24 protein-coding genes are annotated in these 22,426 nt (G+C 44.7%); 6 read left to right on the forward strand and 18 right to left on the reverse strand.

The features are described 5' to 3' along the window. The 8 genes from B3157_RS00355 to B3157_RS00390 are packed head-to-tail and all read right to left on the reverse strand — an operon-like array spanning window position 1 to window position 7,085. A complete protein-coding gene (locus B3157_RS00355) occupies window positions 1-213 on the reverse strand; it encodes a hypothetical protein (RefSeq protein WP_099828883.1) in 213 nt (70 codons plus the stop codon). Between the two features lie 4 nt (window positions 214-217). After that, window positions 218-913, reverse strand: coding sequence for a 2-phosphosulfolactate phosphatase (locus B3157_RS00360; RefSeq protein WP_214060465.1), 696 nt, complete (start codon window positions 911-913; stop codon window positions 218-220). Between the two features lie 5 nt (window positions 914-918). Then, on the reverse strand, window positions 919-1,530 hold the full coding sequence (locus tag B3157_RS00365; RefSeq protein ID WP_292587933.1) for a histidine phosphatase family protein: 612 nt from the start codon (window positions 1,528-1,530) through the stop codon (window positions 919-921). A gap of 15 nt (window positions 1,531-1,545) precedes the next feature. Then, window positions 1,546-4,245 (reverse strand): DNA polymerase III subunit alpha, encoded by a 2,700-nt coding sequence (locus B3157_RS00370; RefSeq protein ID WP_292587935.1) that lies wholly within the window; start codon window positions 4,243-4,245, stop codon window positions 1,546-1,548. Continuing rightward, window positions 4,242-5,177, reverse strand: coding sequence for an RluA family pseudouridine synthase (locus B3157_RS00375; RefSeq protein ID WP_292587938.1), 936 nt, complete (start codon window positions 5,175-5,177; stop codon window positions 4,242-4,244). Before B3157_RS00375 ends, B3157_RS00370 begins: the two co-directional genes overlap by 4 nt. Further along, window positions 5,146-5,622 carry a signal peptidase II gene (lspA, locus tag B3157_RS00380; protein ID WP_292587940.1) on the reverse strand — a complete coding sequence of 159 codons (477 nt, stop codon included), beginning with the start codon at window positions 5,620-5,622 and terminating at the stop codon, window positions 5,146-5,148. Before lspA ends, B3157_RS00375 begins: the two co-directional genes overlap by 32 nt. A 40-nt stretch (window positions 5,623-5,662) precedes the next feature. After that, a complete protein-coding gene (locus tag B3157_RS00385) occupies window positions 5,663-6,421 on the reverse strand; it encodes a YebC/PmpR family DNA-binding transcriptional regulator (protein ID WP_214059753.1) in 759 nt (252 codons plus the stop codon). Further along, a complete protein-coding gene (locus B3157_RS00390; RefSeq protein WP_292587942.1) occupies window positions 6,405-7,085 on the reverse strand; it encodes a TIGR03936 family radical SAM-associated protein in 681 nt (226 codons plus the stop codon). The genes B3157_RS00385 and B3157_RS00390 overlap by 17 nt, the downstream gene beginning before the upstream one ends. 119 nt (window positions 7,086-7,204) lie before the next feature. Between B3157_RS00390 and B3157_RS00395 the strand changes: the two genes are divergently transcribed. The 3 genes from B3157_RS00395 (at window position 7,205) to lgt (ending at window position 10,044) form a co-directional block, all read left to right on the forward strand. Beyond that, window positions 7,205-7,678, forward strand: coding sequence for a metallophosphoesterase (locus B3157_RS00395; RefSeq protein WP_292587944.1), 474 nt, complete (start codon window positions 7,205-7,207; stop codon window positions 7,676-7,678). Window positions 7,679-7,780: 102 nt separating this feature from the next. Then, window positions 7,781-9,082 carry a trigger factor gene (gene tig, locus B3157_RS00400; protein ID WP_214078130.1) on the forward strand — a complete coding sequence of 434 codons (1,302 nt, stop codon included), beginning with the start codon at window positions 7,781-7,783 and terminating at the stop codon, window positions 9,080-9,082. A gap of 74 nt (window positions 9,083-9,156) precedes the next feature. Beyond that, window positions 9,157-10,044, forward strand: a complete 888-nt coding sequence (lgt, locus tag B3157_RS00405; protein ID WP_292587947.1) for a prolipoprotein diacylglyceryl transferase — start codon at window positions 9,157-9,159, stop codon at window positions 10,042-10,044. On the opposite strand, the gene rdgB is transcribed toward lgt, so the two are convergent. The 8 genes from rdgB to B3157_RS00445 form a co-directional block, all read right to left on the reverse strand. Then, window positions 9,998-10,585 (reverse strand): RdgB/HAM1 family non-canonical purine NTP pyrophosphatase, encoded by a 588-nt coding sequence (gene rdgB / locus B3157_RS00410; RefSeq protein WP_214078128.1) that lies wholly within the window; start codon window positions 10,583-10,585, stop codon window positions 9,998-10,000. The genes lgt and rdgB overlap by 47 nt on opposite strands. Next, window positions 10,582-11,229, reverse strand: coding sequence for a ribulose-phosphate 3-epimerase (rpe, locus tag B3157_RS00415; RefSeq protein WP_292587950.1), 648 nt, complete (start codon window positions 11,227-11,229; stop codon window positions 10,582-10,584). The genes rdgB and rpe overlap by 4 nt, the downstream gene beginning before the upstream one ends. Next, the gene (gene rsgA / locus B3157_RS00420; RefSeq protein ID WP_292587952.1) at window positions 11,222-12,124 is read right to left on the reverse strand and encodes a ribosome small subunit-dependent GTPase A; all 903 of its coding nucleotides are present in this window, start codon (window positions 12,122-12,124) and stop codon (window positions 11,222-11,224) included. Before rsgA ends, rpe begins: the two co-directional genes overlap by 8 nt. A gap of 3 nt (window positions 12,125-12,127) precedes the next feature. Then, window positions 12,128-13,144: a 23S rRNA (adenine(2503)-C(2))-methyltransferase RlmN gene (rlmN, locus tag B3157_RS00425; RefSeq protein ID WP_214059747.1), complete on the reverse strand. Its 1,017-nt coding sequence runs from the start codon at window positions 13,142-13,144 to the stop codon at window positions 12,128-12,130. Beyond that, on the reverse strand, window positions 13,141-14,145 hold the full coding sequence (locus B3157_RS00430; protein ID WP_292587954.1) for a transcription antitermination factor NusB: 1,005 nt from the start codon (window positions 14,143-14,145) through the stop codon (window positions 13,141-13,143). The genes rlmN and B3157_RS00430 overlap by 4 nt, the downstream gene beginning before the upstream one ends. Further along, window positions 14,145-14,822: a zinc metallopeptidase gene (locus B3157_RS00435; RefSeq protein WP_214059745.1), complete on the reverse strand. Its 678-nt coding sequence runs from the start codon at window positions 14,820-14,822 to the stop codon at window positions 14,145-14,147. The genes B3157_RS00430 and B3157_RS00435 overlap by 1 nt, the downstream gene beginning before the upstream one ends. Window positions 14,823-15,104: 282 nt before the next feature. Then, complete coding sequence (gene thrC, locus B3157_RS00440; RefSeq protein WP_292587957.1) at window positions 15,105-16,091, reverse strand: threonine synthase; 987 nt, start codon at window positions 16,089-16,091, stop codon at window positions 15,105-15,107. A gap of 205 nt (window positions 16,092-16,296) precedes the next feature. Then, window positions 16,297-17,100: a class I SAM-dependent methyltransferase gene (locus tag B3157_RS00445; RefSeq protein ID WP_214060833.1), complete on the reverse strand. Its 804-nt coding sequence runs from the start codon at window positions 17,098-17,100 to the stop codon at window positions 16,297-16,299. Between the two features lie 168 nt (window positions 17,101-17,268). Between B3157_RS00445 and B3157_RS00450 the strand changes: the two genes are divergently transcribed. Further along, the gene (locus B3157_RS00450; protein WP_292587961.1) at window positions 17,269-18,045 is read left to right on the forward strand and encodes a hypothetical protein; all 777 of its coding nucleotides are present in this window, start codon (window positions 17,269-17,271) and stop codon (window positions 18,043-18,045) included. Window positions 18,046-18,217: 172 nt separating this feature from the next. Here B3157_RS00450 and B3157_RS00455 read toward each other — a convergent pair whose 3' ends face one another. Continuing rightward, complete coding sequence (locus B3157_RS00455) at window positions 18,218-18,373, reverse strand: DUF3850 domain-containing protein (RefSeq protein WP_214060839.1); 156 nt, start codon at window positions 18,371-18,373, stop codon at window positions 18,218-18,220. A 50-nt stretch (window positions 18,374-18,423) separates the two neighbouring features. Here B3157_RS00455 and B3157_RS00460 point away from each other — a divergent pair, with 50 nt between their 5' ends. Continuing rightward, window positions 18,424-19,254, forward strand: a complete 831-nt coding sequence (locus B3157_RS00460) for a class I SAM-dependent methyltransferase (RefSeq protein WP_292587963.1) — start codon at window positions 18,424-18,426, stop codon at window positions 19,252-19,254. Window positions 19,255-19,257: 3 nt separating this feature from the next. Next, window positions 19,258-19,896 (forward strand): hypothetical protein, encoded by a 639-nt coding sequence (locus B3157_RS00465; RefSeq protein ID WP_214060838.1) that lies wholly within the window; start codon window positions 19,258-19,260, stop codon window positions 19,894-19,896. 142 nt (window positions 19,897-20,038) lie between these two features. Here the strand turns inward: B3157_RS00465 and B3157_RS00470 are convergent, their stop codons facing one another. Further along, complete coding sequence (locus B3157_RS00470) at window positions 20,039-22,381, reverse strand: ATP-binding cassette domain-containing protein (protein ID WP_292587967.1); 2,343 nt, start codon at window positions 22,379-22,381, stop codon at window positions 20,039-20,041. Window positions 22,382-22,426: the final 45 nt, after the last annotated feature.

Here is a 22,426-nt window from a genome sequence, read left to right on the forward strand (position 1 = left end):
TCAGAAAATCAATGCAAACAACAAAGATAGACCTAGAAACCCTCCTGCTGCCAACAGAGAATACCAGCCTTTCCTATCGTAAGGTTTGTAATCTTCAGGCTTCACTTCGCTCTTCGGCCTACGCACCTTCTTAGTTCCAATTTCGAAGAAAATCAGTGACAGAAAGAGCGCTCCCATCGCGATAACAAAAAAGAAATTTGAAACAAACTCCATTAAACTACCCCCGTACGAACCCACCGTCCCGCCACAACGGGAGAAGATTGTACATGTTGATTCTAGCACAAAAGCTTATATCATCACCAAACCCTAGAGAGAGAAGTCTTCTCGCGTGAAAGCCATTCTTAATGAAAAAGCTCTCCAAATCACTCTTGGCCGATTCATACAGGAGCGAAGCTAACGAGCAACCATCATCGGTACAACCCATTCCCAATCCGGATACAATTGCACCCGCAAGCAAGACATCCTCAAGTGAAACTCTTCCACTAGAGCCGGCGCACTGGAGCTCAATCCTGCCGCCTTCACTCTCAAGAAACCCGTTTATACTTTCAAGATTCAAAAAGGAGGCAGCAACAAGCCTTCCCGCACGTTTCGACAAAAGTGCAGCGTTTGTCCCATTCGTTGTCGTCATAACCAACTCTTTTCCAAAGATCATCTTCTTGCAGAGAGCAACTGGGGAGTTTGCCAGATCGAATCCCTCTATCTGCATCGATCCTCTCTCTCCTCCAAGAAGCACCTCGCGATTCCGCTTTCTGCACTCCAAAGCCTCCTCGACCGATTCCACAGGAATCACCTTTTTTGCGCCAAGATGAAGCGCCGTCGTGATAGTACTGGTCGCCCGCAAGACATCAATTACAACTGCGATATCGGTTTGTTCGTCAAGGACACGGGGAACGAAGTTCACTCTCAAATTCATAATACCTACTCTTCTTCCAGATGACGCCAGAGATTCAGTTCATGAACCCTTGTTTCCCCACTCTCAACAATGATCGAAGACACTGAACAGTTGTGCATTGAGAGTCTATAATGGTTCTCCAGAGGCAGGCCCATTGAGTAGCAGATGACAGTCCTTATAAGCAAAGCATGAGAGACGGCAACTACCTGTTTTCCCGCGAAAGCGGTTGATGCGAACTTAAGAAAGCTCACCGCTCTTCTCTGTACTTCGCCAAGGGACTCTGTTTTTGCAATGTTAGCCCACGGATCCTTTCGCCAATGTTCAATTAGATTGCCGTGACTTCTGAAAGCCTCGCTAATTTCCAGGCCATTCCACAAACCAACATCGGCTTCGCGGAGGACCGGATTGACGATTGGCTTGATCCTGAGAATTTGACCAATAATCTCTGCCGTCTCTCTTGCTCTCTTCAAGTCACTGGCATAAAGCGCCGCTGGTCTTAGACCGATCTTCCTGAGAAACTCTCCAGTCTGTATAGCCTGGTTCCTGCCCCTTTCTGAAAGTGGAATATCCGATCTTCCCTGCCAGCGATTGCTGTTATTCCACTCAGTTTCTCCGTGCCTGACGAAATAGATCTCCATTATCTCCTCCATGTACTACTTCCAGATTATCTCATCTGAGTCAATTTCCGAAGGCTTTGCATTGCGGACCACTGTCTGAGAGCCTTTAGATTTGATTATTACTTTTTCGCAATCGGAGCCTGCAGCAAGAAACCTCCTATCAATTTGACCGTGGAAAACTCTGTTCACCTCTGTAACGCGCTCTTTCATTTCCATTGGTGTCCCGCTCTTGAACAGCGCATAACCCTGAAGAGGGGCTTGCCCGGCTATCTCCACAAAGGACCTCCCATCAGTTACAAAGCTTCTGCCGAGGTAGTCTATCCTTTTGAACGCAGCGATTCCCGTTCTCAAACGTGCAAGAGCCGTTGTTAGTTCGAAATCAGTCGGTCTTCGGGAAATGTCCGGCGGCTGTATCTCCGTCAAATTGAAACCAAGAACTTCAACTTCCATCATCGCTCTATCAATATCTGTATCGCTCTCCCTTGCTTCTTGTTCATCTTCCTTGTACCCGAACACCGAACGAATCGATTTCAGTTCTGGATTAACTCCGGCCAGTGCATCATTCATTCTCTTCAACAACTCGTTTCTTGGACCAAAGCGATCGAGGTAGCCACTCTTTATTAGTTTTTCCAGGTCCCTCGCCTGACAACGGGACCTGTTGTTTCTGACAAAAGTGAAAAAGGAATTCTCGTCTGGAACCGGTTTTAAGTAGTCGATATTTAGCAGTCTAGGAATCGAAACTGTCACATAATCTCGACTTTGCACTGATCTATCTTCTGTACGTAATGAAAATCCCCTGTCTCTTATCTCAGCTGCAATGCGTGTGAGGGAGTTTCTGGGTAATTCAACTAAGATAAGCGGATAGAAGACTTCGGGGTGATTCGCTTTGAAGTATGCCAACCAATAAGAGATCATTGCATAACTTAGACTGTGAGACTTGTTGAATGCATATCCAGCGAAGTCCATAAGGAAGGACAGCAGTTTCTCTCTTCTTTCAGGAGTGAGTTTGCTGTACCCTGGTGAAGCTCTGAACAAGCTATTCACAACCTCTTTGTCTTTCTTGGAAAGAGCTCTTCTCAAAAGCTCTCCATCGTCTGCTTCAAGAGAAAGCAAACTGGAAGCGATTTTGAGAACCTGTTCCTGATAAACTAGAAGACCACCGGTCTCCGCAAGCACTGGAACCTTTCTTTTAATTCTTTCCAGATCAGAGGGATTTCTGGATAGTCTGAGGAAGCGTTCCGTGACTCCCGATTTGATTGGCCCAGGTCTATTGAGGGCGATCGATATCGACAAGTCTTTCAACGAGATAGGTTTGACTGATCTAACAACATTCGTGGCGTACGGGGCCTCGAGCTGAAACACGCCGGCAGTGTAGCCTTTTTCCAGTATTTCGTACGTTCTAGCATCGTTCGTAGGAGAATGCCAGGGCTCCTTGCCCTTCGCCATCTTCTTAAGAAGCGAAAGGTTCCTGAGTCCCAGAAGATCGATCTTCTGCAAACCCATGACGCTGAGAGAATTCATATCCCATAGAGAGACAGGAAGATCACCGCTTGAATCGAGTGGAATCAATCCGGAAATAGGGTAATCAGACAGAATTAGGCCCGCTGCATGAATTGAAAAACCTGAGTACAGACCTACAATGCTTCTTGACATATCAAAGAGCTGTTTCATGTCAACATCCCCTTCAAACGCGTAGGGAAATCTTTGCCCTTCTTTGCTCCACTCGATTAGCCTCGATATTCTTTGACCATCAATACCGAGCTTTCTGCCAATTTCCCGAGCCGCCCCCTTGAATCCGTAAGTAGATGCCGTCCTAATGAGGCATAGATGATCGCTTCCAAAGTGGTCTTTCAAACTCCTTAGAAGTGCTTGCCTCGATTCATCATCAACGTCAAGATCAATATCTGGTGGATCTTCGCGCTTCAAACTCAAGAACCTTTCAAAAAAAAGTTCTTCTTCAACGGGATCAATACGTGTTATCCCAAGCAGATAACTTACAAGTGAACCAACGGCCGATCCCCTTCCAGGGCCAATCCAACAACCACCGGTCTTTGCTATCTCAACGATCTTTGAGACAGTCATGAAATAATCTTGAATTCCCTTTGCCAGAATCACCGAAAGTTCCCTTTCAAGTCTTATAGCGTAACTAGCACCAAGTTTCTTTGATCCGATTATTTTCTCGAGCAACGCGGAGAAATCCTCAGGCTTTGATCTAACCGGAAAAACGTGATTCAGCTTCCGTATAGCAAACTCCTGAGGTAATTCAGAAAGGAGTTTGCCAAGGTCTTTCTCCATATCCAGATAGCGTCTTTCATCCGGCAAAGAGTAGTCGGACGTTTCGAGGACATCCCCCAAGGATGTGTATGTTCTGAACCTTTCGCTATTTTGATCAAGATAACGGCACTCCCAGATTGGGTTCTTTGACGAGGGATCCAGATTGCGAGGTTTTCCCAAAACATGCACCAAGTCATCGGATTCGATAATCTCGCTTTTCATGAGTTCTCTGAACCCTGTTTCGCTTCTGGCAATCCAATAATCATTTCCTTTGTGTAAACCCGGTACAGTTACTATGCCTGCACGGGAAAGCGCTGTATACCATTTCACAAAAGACGACAATGAAGAGTCGACTATGACACATCTCTCATATCCGTTTTTTTTCAACTCAGCAATCGTCTCGCCCAGCTCGAGGATAGAACCGAATAACTCGTACTTTGTGACTAGAAAAGCAGTCTTCATGCCTTCTTCTCCACCAATTCGCTTAGATTAACTATCGCTTCCTTCATGTCTTCAGGAAGTGTTGCCAAGAAAGTCATTCTTCTCCCGGAACGAGGGTGTAAGACGGTTAGTCTTAGTGCATGGAGCATCTGCCTTCTCACTCCAAATATCTCGTCATCTCTTGCCTTTCCGTAGACTGCATCACCCAGAAGAGGGAAGCCCTTTTCTTTCATATGAACTCTTATTTGATGAGTTCTGCCAGTTTTTGGACTCACAAGAACTAAAGAGGCAAGTTCAGAAAAGTTCCTTAGTGTCCGAAAATTCGTAAGAGATTCCTTACCGTTGCAATTTATTGACATCTTAAGTCTGTTTACGGGATGACGTGCAATGGAGTAATCTATCTTGCCAGATGCGGGTGTCTTACCCTTAACGATAGCAAGATAATCTTTTGAGGTCAGTCTGTTCTTGAACTGTGAGGAGAGGGAGACATGAGCAAGATCATTCTTTGCAACGATTATTACGCCGCTAGTGTCTTTGTCAAGCCTGTGAACTATCCCGGGTCTTGTTACACCACCAATACCTTGAAGATCTCCGCAATGATAAAGCAAAGCGTTTACAAGTGTGCCGGTTTGCTTTCTTGGAAGAGGGTGAACAATAATACCTGGCTTTTTATTGACAACGATTATGTCTCTATCTTCGAATATTATGTCTAGAGGGATATCTTCTGGTTCTACTGATAGTATTTGGGGCTTGTCCGGCAGTTCGAAAGTTATTATTTCTCCGGACTTCACCTTGTACGCCGGCTTTCTAGCTCTTCCGTCAACAAAAACTTTAGACTCTATAATCTGCCGCTGCACAAAAGTACGTGAAATCCACGGAGGGGCTTTCTCAACTACTATCTTGTCAAGCCTCCAGCCGTCTTCACGCCTGGAGACTGTTATCTCTTGAAGCACTTTTCTCCCTTCGGTATACTGAAAGAGTTAGCAATGCTGCACCGAACACTATACACATGTCTGCGAAGTTGAAGATCGCGGGAAACCCTCTCAGCTCGAAGAAGTCAACTACATGGCCGAGTCTCAGTCTGTCCATCAGGTTATTTCCGAGCGCACCTCCAGCAATCAGACCAATGAAGAAGGACTCCCATTTTGACAACTTCAATGAGTTTGCATTAGAAAGGATCACAATCGTTACGACAATTGCAACAGCTATAAGAGCCAGAAGCCAAGGTTCTTGGTTCTTGAATAGACCGAACGCAACACCCGTATTTCTGACATATCTCAAGCCGAAGAAGTCGCCGACCAAATCTATTCGCTGAAAATACGTCATTTCATTCTCAACAAAGTACTTACTTACCTGATCAAGAATCAGGGCTAGGGTAATTCCTAGAAGAGAAAGCAATTGTTATCACTCCAAGTGTCTCCTAAACGGGCAGTTCATATCAGCCCATCTGATCGGCAAGCGCCTCCAATTCGGCTTCATCAATATCCGAGTTGTCATAAACCTCCTGAACATCATCGTTGTCCTCAAGAATGTCAAGGAGCTTAAAAAGCTTACTCGCTTCTGAACCCTCAACCTTCAGACTATTGCTTGGTATATAGCTCATCTCGTAAGAAAGAGAATACCCGTTTTCTTCGAGCGCCGTTTTGACATCAGATACCGAATCAGGAAAGGTTATAATCTCTATTGGATCGGTGTCGTCTTTTATGTCCTCGGCTCCTGCCTCGATTGCAAGAAGCTGGAACTCATCAAGGTCTGAAATCTGCTCTTTAGAGACAGTAATGATTCCCTTTCTTTCAAACATCCAACTAACCGCGCCACTCTCTGCCATAGAGCCACCGTACTTCGAAAGGGTATGCCTGATCTCTTGAGCGGTCCTATTCTTGTTATCAGTAAGACATCTTATAAGAAGTGCTACCCCTCCAGGAGCATACCCTTCATAAAGAGCTTCGGAGAACGTTTGCCCCTCAAGTTCTCCGGCGCCTTTCTTGATTGCCTTCTCCATTGTGTCTTTAGGCATATTCGCGCCTCTAGCCCTTTCTATAGCAGCCCTCAGAGAAGTGTTCGTATTAGGATCTGATCCTCCTTCCCTTGCCGCAACCATTAGTTCTCTGATGATTTTCGTGAAAACCTTGGATCTCTTTGCATCCTGAGCGCCTTTCCTGTGCTTAATATTCGCCCACTTATTGTGACCAGACATTTCGAATCCCTCCTATTTCATCCAGAATATCTGAAGTTCGCTTCCCTTTTACGAGAGCTTCCTCCACAAAAACAAACACCCCTTCGTAAGAAGCGGTACCATCTTTCGAAAAAATCTTGAGTATTTCCTCCGCTGAAACCATTGAGTCTATTGGCTGGGAATATTTTACCATATAGACGGTTCTCAAGGGAGTCACTGTGAGGTCCTTAAATACATCTCCTGCTCTGAATTCTTTGTAACCTCCCTTAGTCTTCTTAGAAACTTTGAGCTCGCTGTCATATGAATCTGGAATATAGCGCTCTTTCGGAAGTGTAAGCGATAATCTGTAGGAATCAATCAGATTATCTATTCTTGTGTAACTCGAAGGAATATACCATGCTTTCTGAGCCTTTAAAGTGAAACAAGAGGAAAAGTCTAGGGCTTTCACTGGGTCAGAGACTTCTGTCTCTGTCTCGAGGAAAACATAATGCGCAAAACTTGCCACACCTGTTGGAACTGCCTGAGAGTAACCTATTTTGACCCGAGGGTGGAATCCCTGAGTGTAAGTAACGGGCAATTTCGATCTTCTGATTGTCCTTTCTATTGCCGTAACCGTCTCCTGATGCGAAAGAAATCTTAGAAGACCTCCACAGCAGAAGCGAATTACCAATCTCTTCTTAATCAATCAAACCTCCGAAGGCACATGCATATCGGACCCCTTTGTCCCATGGGCCCTGTGCAGTTATAATTGTATTCGATTAACCTTAAGTTTTCAACGATACAAGATGCCAAGAGGTGTGGGGAATGGCATGGATGATAATGTCGGATTCTCATGACAACATTACAAGAATTTCCGAGGCTGTAAGCGTGGCAATAGACCGCGAGGTAGATGTTCTTATTCACTGCGGAGATCTTATTTCGCCGTTTGCTGCAGAAGAGCTGTTGAGGTTCAGCGGGGAGCTCCACGTAGTAGTTGGAAATAACGACGGAGAGTTGATTGGCTTAAAAAGGGTGCTTGGTGATTCATTAGTGAAGGGCCCCAATGAAACCGAGATCCAGGGTTATCGCGTGGTTGTGATGCATGAACCTTTTGGGCTTAAAGATACTGTTAGAGCAGATTTCTTGCTTTACGGACATACTCATAATCTTGACATAAGACTTGATTCCAAACCAGTTATAATCAATCCTGGGGAATGCTGCGGCTACCTCACAGGAAGACCAACAGTGGTAATAATCGAACCGGAAAGCCTGAAGTATGAGCTAATAGAACTCCAGTAATCACAGCCTTTAATATAACATCACTTTAACCCCGAACAGCAGGCAGATACGTATAATTGGACAGCAAAAATACAGGTTGCGACTGAATGGAGGTAATTACCGGTGGAAAAGAATTTCGTTAAGAAGGAAAAGAATGTTGAGACATTTCTCTTTTCCTTTGATTCAGAAGAAGTAAGGCAGGCAGAGAAGGATGTAGCCAAATATGTGAACCAACAATATTCAATACCAGGATTCAGAAAGGGAAAGGTACCGCTGAACATAGTGAGGAACTTTTTGGCAGAGAGCTTTGAAGAAATGGTCCTCGAAGTCCTTTCAGACAAGATTGAAGATGCGATCAAGGATGAGAATCTTCTTATACCTGCAGTGATAAACGATCAAAAGATGGAGGGAGAGGGAGCAACCATCGAAGTCATGCTTCACAGAGATCCGGAGATCAAGATTCTCGATTATGCAAACCTCGAGCTGAAAATACCAAAGAAAGACGAAGTTGTTCTAAATTATGTGAACAACAGACTGGAAGAACTTAGGAATGAGCACGCAATTGTAGAACCTAAGGACGGCCCAGTCGAGAATGGAGACATAATCAAAATCGAGTATACTATTGAAAAAGATGGAAAGAAGATAGCTGACAAGAAGGTCCAGGAGCTGAATATCACCCCAGAAGACGATAGACCTATAGTGAAAAATGTGATCGGAAAGAAAAAGGAAGAATCGGTGGAGTTTACGAGAACATTTGAAGACTCTGATAACGAGTACTTCTATTCTGTAAGAATTTTGGAAGTGCTTAAGAAGAACCCTCTGGATCTAGATGACGAATTTGCGAAGACAGTGAATGCTGAAGCAAACTCTCTTGAGGAACTCAGAGAAATCGTCGAAAAGGAGGGAATGGAGTCTTTCATCAATTGGCAGAAAGACTTCCTCAGGCAACAGGCAATGGATAAGATCAACGACCTCGTAGAGATAGAGATCTCAGATTCGACACTTGATTATTTCGTTCAGAGAACAATAGAGAATTCGAAAAAGGATAAGAGTTATGAGAACTACTTGAATCAAGCCGGAAGCGAAGATAAGCTTGTCGAAAACTTCAGAAAGGGTGTATTCGATGAGATAAAGAAGACGAGGTTCATTCATGAGATAGCATCCAAAGAAGGGTTTGAGGCAGAAGAAGAGGAAATTGAAGCCATTGCTGAAGAGATGGCTCCTTATTGGGGGATTTCTGCCGACAGAGCAAGAGAAATGGTGAGCACTCGTGAAGACGTTAGAAGTGATATCGTTTCCACGATCATCAGAAACAAGGTTCTGGATGCTGTTGTAGAAAAGGCTTCTATTAGTGAAATGGAACCCCAATCTGAAGAAGAGCAACAGGAGGCCGTTGATTTGCACGAGGACTCCTCTCAAGATTAGCATGCTCAAGTTTTTCTTAAGTGAAATACGTCCTGAAGTCAAAGCCTTTCGAAAACTGGAAACAGGGGGTTTACATGAAGAAGAAAGTAGTTCTGATATCGGTAGCTGTTGTTTCCGTAGTTGCGTTGTTTTTTCTTTTGAAAGCGGTATTCAGCGGGGAGTTAATACTTAATCCAGTAATAGTCGAGAATCTCGGCCCCTTTTCAATCAGATGGTACGGAGTGATGATCGCGGCAGGGATCATCGTTGCTTACCTTATAGGAAGACACCAGGGTCTCAAAGAAGGAATAGAGGAAGACTACATGATAGAAGCAGTCTTTATCGGGATTATTTTCGGAGTTTTGGGCGCAAGAGTCTATTACGTGGCGTTCAATTTCGATATCTACAGGGGCGACTTCTGGAGTATCTTGAGAACATGGGATGGTGGTCTTGCCATCCACGGAGCTTTCTTTGCAGCTCTGATTGTGGTTTTTTTGTATGTCACTTTAAGAAAAAAGGCTAAGCTATCCTTTCTGCAGGCGACGGATATCTTCACTGCCGTTTTGCCACTGGCTCAGGCTATCGGACGTTGGGGAAACTTCTTCAATTATGAAGCTTATGGCGCACCTACCGAGCTCCCATGGAAGATGTTTGTTCCGTTAAGATACCGGATGCCAGGGTATTCTGGAGATGAGTTTTTCCATCCGACTTTTCTTTACGAGAGCCTCGCAAATGTCGCCATCTTTTCCTTTCTTTATTGGTATCTTGGTAAGAGGAAGAACTACGGTGAAGTCACTGCGCTGTACATGATCTTTTATTCTATCGTTAGATTCTTTATTGAAGGACTGAGACTCGACAGCCTTTACATAGGTCAAACAGACATAAGAACGGCCAAGGTAGTTTCAGTTGCTTTGCTGTTTGCTGGAGTCATTCTGCTCATTGTCTCTCGTTATAAAGGGAGACCAGTGAAAACAGCTTCCTAAATGCATCGGATCTGTGTGAAAGTTCATTTTTGACTGAATCGCCTAGGATACCAAATGTTTCGGAGAAACCAGAAGGGATAAATATCGGATCGTAGCCAAAACCATCTTCTCCCGAAATCTCTAGGGCAATAGAACCTTCAACCTTGCCTTCTACACCAAGCAACATCTCTCTTGAAGGATCATAGAAGAGGGCTGCACAGATGAATCTGGCAGTCCTTTCTTCTTTGCCTTTCATTCGGTTCAGAATTGCCTCCATCTTTCGTGGATAATCTCTACCCTCCATGAATCTGGCTGAGCTAATCCCGGGAAAGCCTCCCAAAGAATCAATTACTAGGCCCGAATCATCTGCAAGCAAAGGGACACCCAATTCCTTGTATGCTTCGATCTTCTTAAGAGAATTACCCATGAAGGTCTCCGCATTCTCTATAACCTCTCTAACCGTTACAATAGTTGCAATAGAATCAATCACGATATTCTCCGGCGAAAGTAACCGCACCTCCCTAAGCTTGTTCTCATTTGAAGTCACAAGATACAGCTTCACCGTCTAATCTCCCTAATCCTTTCTACAACAATCGATGGATCTTTCGCTCTAAATACGGCTGCCCCCATAACAAGAATGTCCGCTCCCAGATCAACCAAATCCTTCGCGTTTCCCAGACTCACGCCCCCATCTACTGCAATAACGAATGAGAAACCTTTTTCAGAACGAATTCGGTCGAGAGCTCCGATCTTTGCGGCAGCTTCGGGGATGAATTTCTGGCCTGTATAGCCCGGGTTGACTGTCATAACCAGAATACCATCCACAAAGGAAAACACTTCTTCGAGCGAAGAAACAGGCGTTGAAGGGTTCAGCACAACGAATGCGTTAGCCCCATTCTCCCTTATCTCCCCAAGCAGTCTGTGAAGATGATAGTTTCCCTCGACATGTACGTGGAGGTTTTTGGCACCGAGTAATGCGTAATCCTTAACATACTTTGAGGGCTCCTCTATCATCAAATGTACATCCAATGGAGGATGATCAAGTCTTCCAAGTGCCTCCATAATAGGCACTCCGAAAGTAATATTGGGGACAAACATTCCATCCATAACATCTATGTGAAGAAAATCTGCTTCGCGTACTTTTTTTACTTCGCAGGCCAGATTTGTAAGATCTGCAGCTAGAATAGAGGGAGATATCTTAGCCATGTTTTCTTCCTCCCTTCTCTCTTTCTCTTTCCTTCAGTTCATTATACATATTCAGGTAACTGTTGTAGCGACTCTTATGAATACTCCCAGCTTCGACCAGCTCCTTGACATAACAACCGGGCTCATCAATATGATTGCAATCGGAAAATGCGCACATTTCATTTTCATGAGTAATCTCCAAGAAATAGCTCTTTAGGTTTTCCGGAGTTATCTCGGGCATTTCAAGATTAGCAAAACCTGGAGTGTCAGCAATCAGTCCTCCAAATTCGAATTGAAGCAGTTCAACATACGATGTTGTGTGTCTCCCTCTCTCAAGACCTCGAGATATTTCTGACACCCTCAACTTTAGACCGGGATTCAACGTGTTAAGCAAACTGCTCTTACCAACGCCAGACATTCCCGCCATAACGCTTACCTTACCCTTCAGAATCTCTCGTAACCTATCAATGTTGATCTGCTCTTTTGAAGAGACGTGGCAGATATCGTAGTATTCTCCATAGATTTCACAGAAACCCTCTATTTCGTCTCCGTGCAGCAGATCGACTTTGTTTACAACTATTACTACCGGAAGTCTTGCGAACTCTGCCAGAACTAGAAAACGGTCAGTAACTGTATTCTGAACAGCCGGTTCCTTCAACGATAGTACAAGAAGTATCTGCTCAATATTGGAGATTCGCGGTCTTAATAGTTCAGTCTCTCTGGGAAGAATGTTTTCTATTCGACCCTGACCGTTGCCGCTCAATGTATACTCAACCCTATCTCCTACAATAGGTCTTATCCCCTGCATTCTAAAACGCCCAGGCATGGTGCAAACAAGTCTTCCTCCTGTTTCGCTATCGACTACTTCCATATTTCTGCTTCCGAATCTAACGACTACTCCTTTTCTTCTATCCAAGCCCTACCTCCTTCTTTGCCTGAGCTGACCGCAAGCAGCATCGATATCACTTCCCTTTTCATGCCTCAGGGCACTTTCAAACCCTGCTTTTCTTAGAGTTTCAACAAAAGAAACTACTACATTTTCTGAAGGTTTGTCGTAGATCTTATTGACGGGATTCACCGGAATTATGTTTATGAATGACTTCAACCCTCGTAGATATTCCACAAGGCGCTGCGCCTCTTCTTTGGAATCATTCACTCCCTTTATCATTGCATATTCAACGGTTATCCTGTTACCAGTGATGTGCTGATAGTATTCTAGAGCCTCTCTAAGAGTTGATAACGGGTACTTCCTGTTAACAGGCATCAACTTGCTCCTTAGTTCGTCTCTTGCACTATGAAGCGATACTGACAGTCTAACATCCATTTTCGAATCGGCCAACTTCCTTATCGATTCTGGAATACCAGATGTTGATATAGTGAATCGCCGCGTTCCAAGGTCTCTCCCTACGGGGTCGTGGAGAATGCTTATCGCTTTAAATACATTGTCCTCATTCAGAAAAGGCTCTCCCATACCCATGAAAACTATGTTGTCAACAGGTTTATCACTGATCTTTTCCATGAATACAACCTGGCCGACAATTTCGCCTGCGGACAGGTCTCGAGCGAAACCTCCGGCTCCCGTAGCACAGAAGGAGCAGTTCAGCGCACAACCAACCTGTGAAGAGATGCAGAACGTAGTATGAGTTGGATGCCTCAGAAGCACTGATTCGATGTGATTGCGATCTTCCAGCTTCCACAAGAACTTCTCAGTGCCATCACCGGCCACCTGTCTTTCCTCCATTTCCATAACCGGAAAGGGAAGAAGCCCGAAGAGTCTTTCCCGAAGACTAATGGGAAGATTTGTCATCTCCGAATAGTCCACCGCCTTCTTCCTGTAAATCCAGTCAAAGATCTGCTTTGCTCGAAATGTTGCTTCTTCTAAGGAAAGCATTTCCTCTCTTAGTTCGTCCAAACTAAAAGAAAGTACGTCCTTCACTTCTTCCTCCTAAGTCTTGCCACATAACACACAAGGGGAGCTTTCCATGGCTGCAACCAGTACCCTCTTCCATCGAATCTGGCAACTATATTCCTTTCCGAGAAGAAGTGGCCCATTTTGCTTGATTCGAATTCACCGAGAACCCCAATAGCCATATCATTTTCTTCTCTGGTGATCGCCTGACTATAGTAGATGAAATCGTTATGTTCTTTTGAGAAGCTCTTCAGAAGAGTCTTGGCCTTATGGGACGCAATATCAAGCGAGTCCCGAGTCAACGTATGAAAAAGCCACGGCATTGCGTTGATTCTGCCGGTTAGGCTGCCACTGTGCTTGACCACAGGAACTCCCACTTCTGTAAGTATATACTCGACCTCATCCAGAGTCTCTAGGTTCTCAATTGAGCTTCCCTTCTGAAAGACAGTGCAAAGCTCAGAATACTCACTCTTGTCAAAGATGAAACCCTTCTCTATCAGCTCATCCTCTTTGCCTGAAGCCAGGACTGTTTGAGTCGGAGGTGTCTGATTGTACTCGAGAAGCTCCTCGACATCGTCTATCCATTCTACTTCTCTCCAGTATTCTACTAGCCACTCAGGATGGGAGTAAAAAACATTCAGCGGCTGATTATTCGAATAGCCGGTATCGGAAATCTTTCTCAAAACTGCGTTGACGAGGCCCCTGAACTCCCTTACTCCCACCAAATTCACAGAAGAATTTACAGCAGCATATTCAGGTACGGTATCCAGAAACATGATTTGAAATATACCAATCCTCAAGGCGTTCCTTACCGCCACAGGAAGTTTGTTGGGTTTTCTCAGAAACCGCGAGAGCTCGTAGTCTATTCGAATCCTCTTTCTAAGAACTCCGTAGATCAGGTTCACACAAAAGGACCTATCACTCGAAGAAAGGGTGGAGAGTGCCATCTCCACCTTCTTAAAAGAAATATACCCGTTAGTATCAAAAAAGGATAGTGTCTGGAGGGCTATGGAACGTGCCCCCTGCATTAATCTCTTCCTGATCCAGATAGGATAAGCATTCTCAACAACTGAAAAATAGCAGTGGCCGCAGAAGCCACATACGTCATTGCAGCAGCTCCCAGAACAGAACTCACGCCTTTAAGCTCATTCGAAGGCATCCCCATGGACGAAAGCAGCTTCTTTGCTCTTGAACTTGCGTTGAACTCCACCGGCAACGTAACCAGTGTAAAGAACACGAACGCAGAGAATACAACTATCCCAATTCTTATCAGGATCTGAGAAACCATGAGGAGACCTATGATGAAAATTATCCAGGAAAGAGAAGAACCTAACTGGGCAACGGGAACAACAGCATTTCGGACAACAAGAGGTGCATACTTTTCTTTGTCCTGAATTGCATGGCCTATTTCGTGCGCAACCACACCCAGCGCAGCTATCGATGTGCTGTTGTGGGTAGTATCAGACAGACGCACCACCTTTTTCCTCGGATCAAAGTGATCGGTAAGATTGCCTCTGATTCTCTCTATCTTGACGTCATGTAGACCGGCGTTGTCCAATAGCTGCCTAGCAAGCTGAGTGCCGTTGAATCCAAAGCTCGACTTGATCTTCGAATACTGTGAAAAGCGAGAACTGACGGTGAACTGGGCGTAAGCTGCCAGGATGATTGCAGGAATAAGTATGATGAATGTTGGATCCCAAAACAACTCAACCACCTCCTTACTCAATTATATAACCAGTGTATCGGGTGGTCAACGTAACACAATCTCTACCTGGATTCATAATTGACTCGCAAGCCGCAGCTCTGAAGAGTGACAGTGATCTTGATGCTTCTTAACCTGAGACTGAATGAAGATCTTCACTCGAACTTCCAGTTCAAGCTTCTTTGGCGAATCGAGAAAACTCAGTAGAATCTCAGTTGCTTCAAGGAGCTGAGAGAAAAGCAGGCTCACGTTCAACTAAGACACTCACCAAGGAAGTACGCAGAGTTATCGATCAGTCTTCAGGCCATGACCGGAGAAGACTGAAACAATCAAATCGTGAGAACTACTAGACGTGACATACTTCTTAAGGCCTGCAATCGTTGCTGCCGCAGTTGGTTCAATAAAGAACCCACGTCCTGCCATTTCGATTCCCGCCTCAACAATCTCGTCTTCAGCAACACCAATAAATGTTCCATTGCTTCTGGTAACGGCCTTTAGTATTTGCGCTCCCCTAACTGGCCTTTCAATTGCGATTCCTTCAGCAATGGTCTTCTCGATCTTCAGGGGCAACGGCAGATCAGACTTCTTATTGAACGCTTGCAAAAGAGGAGAGCAATTCTTCGATTGAACCGCAATGATTTTTGGAACTCTGTTGACTACGCCTTCAGAACGCAATTCGTCAAATCCTATAGCCACTCCGAGGAGAAGTGTCCCATTGCCCACGGGAACGACTACTGCATCTGGACTCTTCCAACCAAGCTGCTCGCATACTTCGAAGGCAAATGTCTTTGTTCCGTGAAGAAAGAATGGATTGTATACATGGCTAGCATAGAACTCCATACTTGCAGTTTCGAGAATCTCCCTCGCCACATCATCTCTAGACCCCTTGACCAACTTCACTCTCGAATTGTAAGCCGCGATCTGGTTCAACTTGCTCTGAGATGTGCTATCGGGGACGAATATCTCACAACGCATACCAGCTCTGGACGCATAAGCAGCGATTGAGCAACCAGCATTACCCGACGAATCTTCGACTACCGATTTCACTGAATGTTCGCGCGCATAGCTTATGAGAACACTTGCTCCCCTATCCTTGAATGAGCCCGTCGGAAACAGTGTGTCATTCTTGATAAAAACGCTTCTTCCTTCAATTACCTCTTCGACTAACGCAGTGCACCCTTCCGACATAGAGACAATAGAGCAATCAAACTCGACTGGTAAAGCTTCACGATAGCGCCACATATTGTGAGAGCGTTTCTCAATCTCATGCACTGGAAACCGAGCTCTAAAATCCAGATCGAATGTCCCTCCGCATGAGCACCTGAATTGCCTCGTATCTGCAGGATACCTCCGGCCGCACTTAGAACAGAGAAAGTGACTCATTTTCCGCCGCTCATAGCAGACGAAAAGAAACATGAACCAACAGCTACGACCAGAGTATTAATCGCCGTCTTCCTCACAACAATACCTCCATCTGTTAACTGCTTCTTTCTCTGCCATCGAAGCTTGTTGAAAATATCGTTGGAAGATCGAAGTCTCTCTTCGCTACTTTGATACCCCAAATCTGAGTATAAGCCTTTCTTCCCATCACAAGTCCTTTGTTCATGTCCGCTTCAAGTTTCTTCATTCCCTCTCTGAAACCTCTTTCGGATAACAATCTCAATGCCGAATAGGCTTTGCTTCTGTATTGGTCATAGTGCTGCTTCTTGAACTCAAAGGTGGTCTTCACTTTTGTAGTATAGATGCCTTCGAATCCAGCCTTCTTCATAGCCGACATTATAGCTGAGTTTCCAGGATATCTTTCCCTGTCTATCTCCAATGTCTCAGGGAAATACTGAGTCAAAGTTCTCTCTCCTATGTCCTGGCATGAATCAGTTACCGTGAGAACACTTCCATCGATTTGCATTACTCTGTAGCTCTCCATGAAGAGGTTTTCAAGATCGGAAATGTAGTGGACAAGATTTATGTTAAAAACAAAATCAAACTGAGAATCCTCGTAAGGAAAAGCTTTATTGGCATCAGCTACTTTCAGATCGACGGTGTGATTCTTCTTTTCGGCCTCGGAAATCATTGATGGACTAATATCGAATCCAAAACCATCCGCATAGAGTAGTTCTGATAGGACGCTCACGTAATCAGCAGTCCCACATCCGGCTTCCAGTATTCTGTCGGCGTAGTGCACTCTGTTGAAAATGTGCTCCACCAACTTCTCGTTGGGATATCTGTGCTGAGAGTATATTGTGGCAAACTCATCGAAGTCAAAGCTCTTTCTCGAATTCATATAACCTCACCTCTTGAATAGTCTAACAAATGAGTTTGACAAAGCAGCGCGAATATCCGCAGTCTGTTTCACTTGTAAACTGCTATGTTAAATTATATCGATAGTGAACCGGCAAGTTTGTGTATAAGTGTATAATGTGAACAAAATGACAATTTGCGGAGGCCTTTGATGACTCTAAAGAACGTCCTTAGAATTCTTGGAGCATACGCGTGGAGTTTTGGGGAGACTCTAATCGACAAACCAACTTTAAACAAGTCCATGCTGTCAACCAACATAAAGTTCTATAACACACTTAAGTGGATCAATATATTTTCCTCGTTTCTACTTTTCGTACCGGTATTTGGATCTCTTGGCAATTTCCATCTACCTCATATGCTAGGTTACCTCATCATGGCGTTTTTGGGCTACTCTACCTGGATATTCCAGGGTATTACAGGAGTTCCGATTTACGAGGAGACGCGGTTTCTCATATTGATGCACCTCACTCTTCATAGTTTCTTTGGCTTGTGGCGTGAATTCTACAACAAATTCGCCCTTTTCGACGATTTCCTTCACATTTTTGGTGGATTCTGGGGGGCTTTTTTTCTTTTTCCGTTTATTTTCGGCTCAGCGATCGCCTGGTCGAACCTTCCCCAAAAGGCAGTTAGGTGGAAGGTCTGGCTCTCCGGAATATCAATTGTGAATATGATAGGTGTATTTTGGGAAATAGGTGAGTTCATTTCCGACAAGATCTTTGGCGGTTATCCCGGTTACCGTATGGCTCAGGAAAATAGTCTCGACGACACAATGCTTGATCTCATATATAACAATATCGGCGCAACGATCGGAATACTGGTCTTCTGGTGGTACCTAAAGAGGTCGAAGGACATAAACACATTCGTGAAGGATATGGGAAAGAAGCTTGGAGAGTTTTTCAGGGAAGAGAGTACGATTCTAGGTCCCTAAGACAAGCTCAATTTCGATAGCAAGAACACCAAATCTCCGTTCGTCGTTATCTGAAAATATAGATCTGATTCTCTTCGGCAAGCTATCAACACCCTCGCCGGGTCTTTCAACGTCATACGAATCAAACAATTTTTCACAAAGTCGCAAATGATCTTACCCCCAAGACCTGCACTTACAAAGTCTCTCCGCTACTGATTTTTGTAAAGACAATTACATCTCCGGCCGAAATCTTCTTTCTCTTATCATCGTTGAGTCTCACTTCAAAAGTCTTCCTGCTGGTCCTAATGAGTTCAAATGGTTCTTCGAGAAGTTTCATGGGGATCTTCACAGATCGCACTTCCTCTTATGGGTCAACAAACTTCTGAATCCCAGGTAAGTATGTATTATACTATAGTTAATTGCTCATTTGCCGTAATTCTTCTTGTGAGGTGCGCCGGTTTGAGGGAGTCATGGGAATACTATAACGAAATTGCAGGTAGATATGATTATTTGTACGAAGAACCCTACTGGAGGCTTTTCCACGCCATTGTTGAAAGACTTCTGGCCGACCACGTAGAGACCTTGGGAGAGGTACTTGATATCGGTACTGGAACAGGAAGATGGGCATTGTATCTTGCAGAAGAAGGTCATAGAGTAACAGGAGTGGATCTCGCCGAAGAGATGTTGAAGGTCGCGTCCATGAAGGCCGAGATAGCCGAACTCAACGTGAGGTTTCTCAGGTCGAACGCAGATAACCTTCCATTTGAAGGGGAGAGTTTTGACTACGTTCTTGCAATGGGCGATCTTCTTTCTTATGTCAAAGACTCGACGAAAGTACTCAAAGAAGCGTGCAGGGTACTTAAGAAAGATGGGGTACTTATAGCTACCGTTGATAATGCTTGGGCCTTCTTGCAGGATTTCCTCTCAAGGGGAGAGTATTCAATGGCCAAAGCTCTCATAGAAGGTGGAGAGATCCCCATAGGAGATAGTTCACTCAGCAGAAAGGTCTTTGTGACCAGACCTTTCTTTCCGGGCGAAGTAGAATTTCGCCTGAGCGAGAATGGGTTCGATCTAATTGACACAGCATCGGTAGTTGCCTTCTATCCGTATGATGAGAGGGCACTGGCCTCAAGAATAAGCGCGGCGGCAGACTGGGAATACAAATACTGCAGAAACCGCGAGACTTTTGCCAGTTCCGAGCATCTCTTCTTTTGCGGGAGAAAGAGGTGAAGAATGGCAAAGAGACGAAGGACTTCCCCTGCGCTCGCTATCGGTCTTTTCCTGATAATGGCGGCGATAATCGGTTTCATATTCTCACTAATTGCTATCAACAAAGTTGGACAGATGGAAGCCGAGCTTACTCAAATGCGCAAGCAGTATGATCAGGAGTTGCTGTCAATAGAAGATGATTTCAAGGCAAAGCTCGCAAGTGTTGAAAGACTTCTTGGATCGGGAGGGACACTGGAGCAGTATATAGTTGCAAAGAACTTTCTCTCGAACACAACAATAGATCTGGAAGCCATAATCACAGAGGCTCAGAAAGCGAGCGATAGACCGTATTTCAGGGTTTTCGTAACGGGCACCAAAGATATCTGGGTTGGAATAAAAAAAGCTTCTACTGACTCTGGGTATTTCTTTCAGAAGAATTTCAAACCCGGCCTTTCTCAAGAGAAGTTCTACTACTTCAAGAATCCAGAGGTAGAGACCAAGTACACAATCATGGTCGGAAAAGACGCCTACCTAAGGACAGGTGCACCGGAATCAGTCTATCTCATTTTTTTCGGATTTGATTCGGGCAAGCTTGTTAGGATGCCCTCAGTCGAGATCACAAATCTTTCAAAGGACCTGAATCTGTATATACCCGGATCATGATCATTCAACTCTCGTTCAAGCCATTCTGAAGGAAGTCTTAGGCGAAGTGAAACAGCAAACGTTTTCCACGAAGAGCCCTTGAAACCACTCCAAACAAATGGAGAAGACCATCCGCAAATGACTAAGACTCAACCGCAGAGTCCTATTCAGTACGCAAAGCTTCCACAGGATCTTTGCTGGCAGCTATCCTTGAGGGTATCAACCCTCCAATAACTGTCAGCAGAATGGTTGCTCCACTGAGCCCCAAAAAATGAATCAGATCGGGGCAAGCCACATTGGCAAGACCCGTTAAACTTTCGATTACCGAATTCATCGCCGGCACCAGCAATGAGCCGATAGCTACTCCAATCACGCCCGAAAATGACCCTATAACGAAATTCTCTGCGTTGAATACAGCACCGATGTCCTTCTTTCTTGCTCCAAGCGCCCTGAGAATGCCTATCTCCTTTGTTCTCTCTGTCACAGAGATGAACGTTATGATTCCGACCATTATTAACGAGACTACCAGTGAAATCGCAGCAAACGAAAGCAGTACTAGTGTCGAGGCGTTCAACACACCGACCAGCAATCTTGAAATTGTTGATGCGAGATCAATATAGACAGCTCTTTCATTTTCCGCTTTGCCTTCGTTCCAGGCATCAAGATGCTGGAGAATCTTTTCCTTGGATTTGAAGTCCTTCGGATAAAGTACTACGGAAACCGGTGTCTCAAATGCTCCGAGCTTCTGAAGGGTATTCCTCTTTGTCACAGGCAATGAAATCCCCCCGACAAGACGGGCCGTGATATCGGGCGGGATAACCGAAAGAACGTTGAAGAGATCTGAAGCGAATTGCTCTCCAGTGAAGACATTGATGTAGAGATCCTTCTGAGTTCGTACTATTTCAGACTGCCGTGCATTCTCAATAAACATCTGAGCCAGTCGATCGGAATAAGTAATTCCTTCATCAAGAACCGAGAACTCAATGTGCTTCTTTGGCCTAATAATTCCTACAATCCTTAAAGTGATTCCATAGTCACCGTAGTACAGTTCAATCAGATCGCTCAAAGACGTCTTGGGAGAAAAACGCATTCCATTCCTCACGTAGAAGTCATCGTTGTAGATTGCCTTAATCTCGAGTCCAAGAATATCTCCAAAATCGATTCTCTCTCTTTCATAGTCAATTCCTATGGCCTGAAGGACCTCCTTAGACAACCTGTTGTTTCGGCCTACTATTAGCAGCAGATCAGTTGGCTCTACTGGAAGTGAGCCGGCTACCAGATCGAAATTGCTTTCCAGATACCCAGGGGTGTCGGGATCCCGGTTCTCCGGATATGCGGTGAAGTTCACCTGTGTTTGATCTACCGTCTTCGCCATATCTCCGAATCTCGCAACCAGATTCATGTTAACGTGCCGCGTGTAAGTGAACCCCGAAAGAAGCTTTGGATCTATGCTCTCAACGTAGTTCAAATACTCTTCGGACAGATCGTTGTTGTGAATCAAGATCTCATCGCTCGGATCATACGGATAGACGAACCGACCGTCATACTCTAGCAATTGGGGCTTCTGGGACTCAATGTCAATAGTTGTCTGACTAATCATTATTGGAAACGTAGATAGAGTCTGAGCTTCAAAACCCGATAGCTGTTTTCCAAAACCGCTTGAAAGCGAAAGAACAAGAAAAATTCCGATAATGCCAATGCTTGAAGCTAGAACCGTGAGTCCCGTTCGCCACTTCTTAGTGAGAATATTGGTTGCGGAAAGCTTGAGAGCAGTCGAGAAACCCATACTCGTCTTCTTAAGTTTGAGTTCTGACTTGGGATCATCTTCCAAGCATGGTCTTGTGTCTGAAACAATTCGACCATCCTGAAGCGCGATGATTCTGTCAGCAAAATCCTCTGCAATCTTTTCGTTATGAGTAACCATGATTACCAACTTGTCACTGGCTACTTCCTTTATTAGCCTAATCGTCCGTTCGCCAGTCAGAGAATCTAGAGATCCAGTAGGTTCGTCGGCCAGGATGATCTCAGGGTCGTTTGCCAGAGCCCTTGCAATAGCCACTCTCTGCATCTGCCCATTCGAGAGCTGACTTGGCTTCTTGTGAACCTGATCGTTCAAGCCTACTCTTTCAAGCAAACCGAGAGCCCTCTTCTTTCGCTCTGAAGACGACACTCCACCGAGAGTCATAGCCAACTCAACATTGTCAAGGATGGAAAGGTGAGGAATCAAGCCAAAACTCTGAAAAATGAACCCAACGCTTTTGTTTCTATATGAATCAAGTTCCCAATCCTTGAACTCCTTGGTTGATTTGCCTTCTACAACCAGATCACCCGAGTCACATCTATCTAAACCTCCAATAATATTCAGTAATGTAGTTTTGCCTGAACCGCTGGGACCGAGTATGGCAACGAATTCACTTTTTGGGAAGCAGACTGAGACTTCACTCAGTGCTTCTTGTTTGAGTTCACCGGTTTCGTAGATTTTTGATACTTCCTTCAGCTGAAGCATTGAGAATCACCCTCTCAAAATGGAATCAACAGGCTATAGACCCAT

This window comes from Mesotoga sp. UBA5557, from assembly GCF_002425715.1.
Taxonomy (GTDB): Bacteria; Thermotogota; Thermotogae; order Petrotogales; family Kosmotogaceae; genus Mesotoga.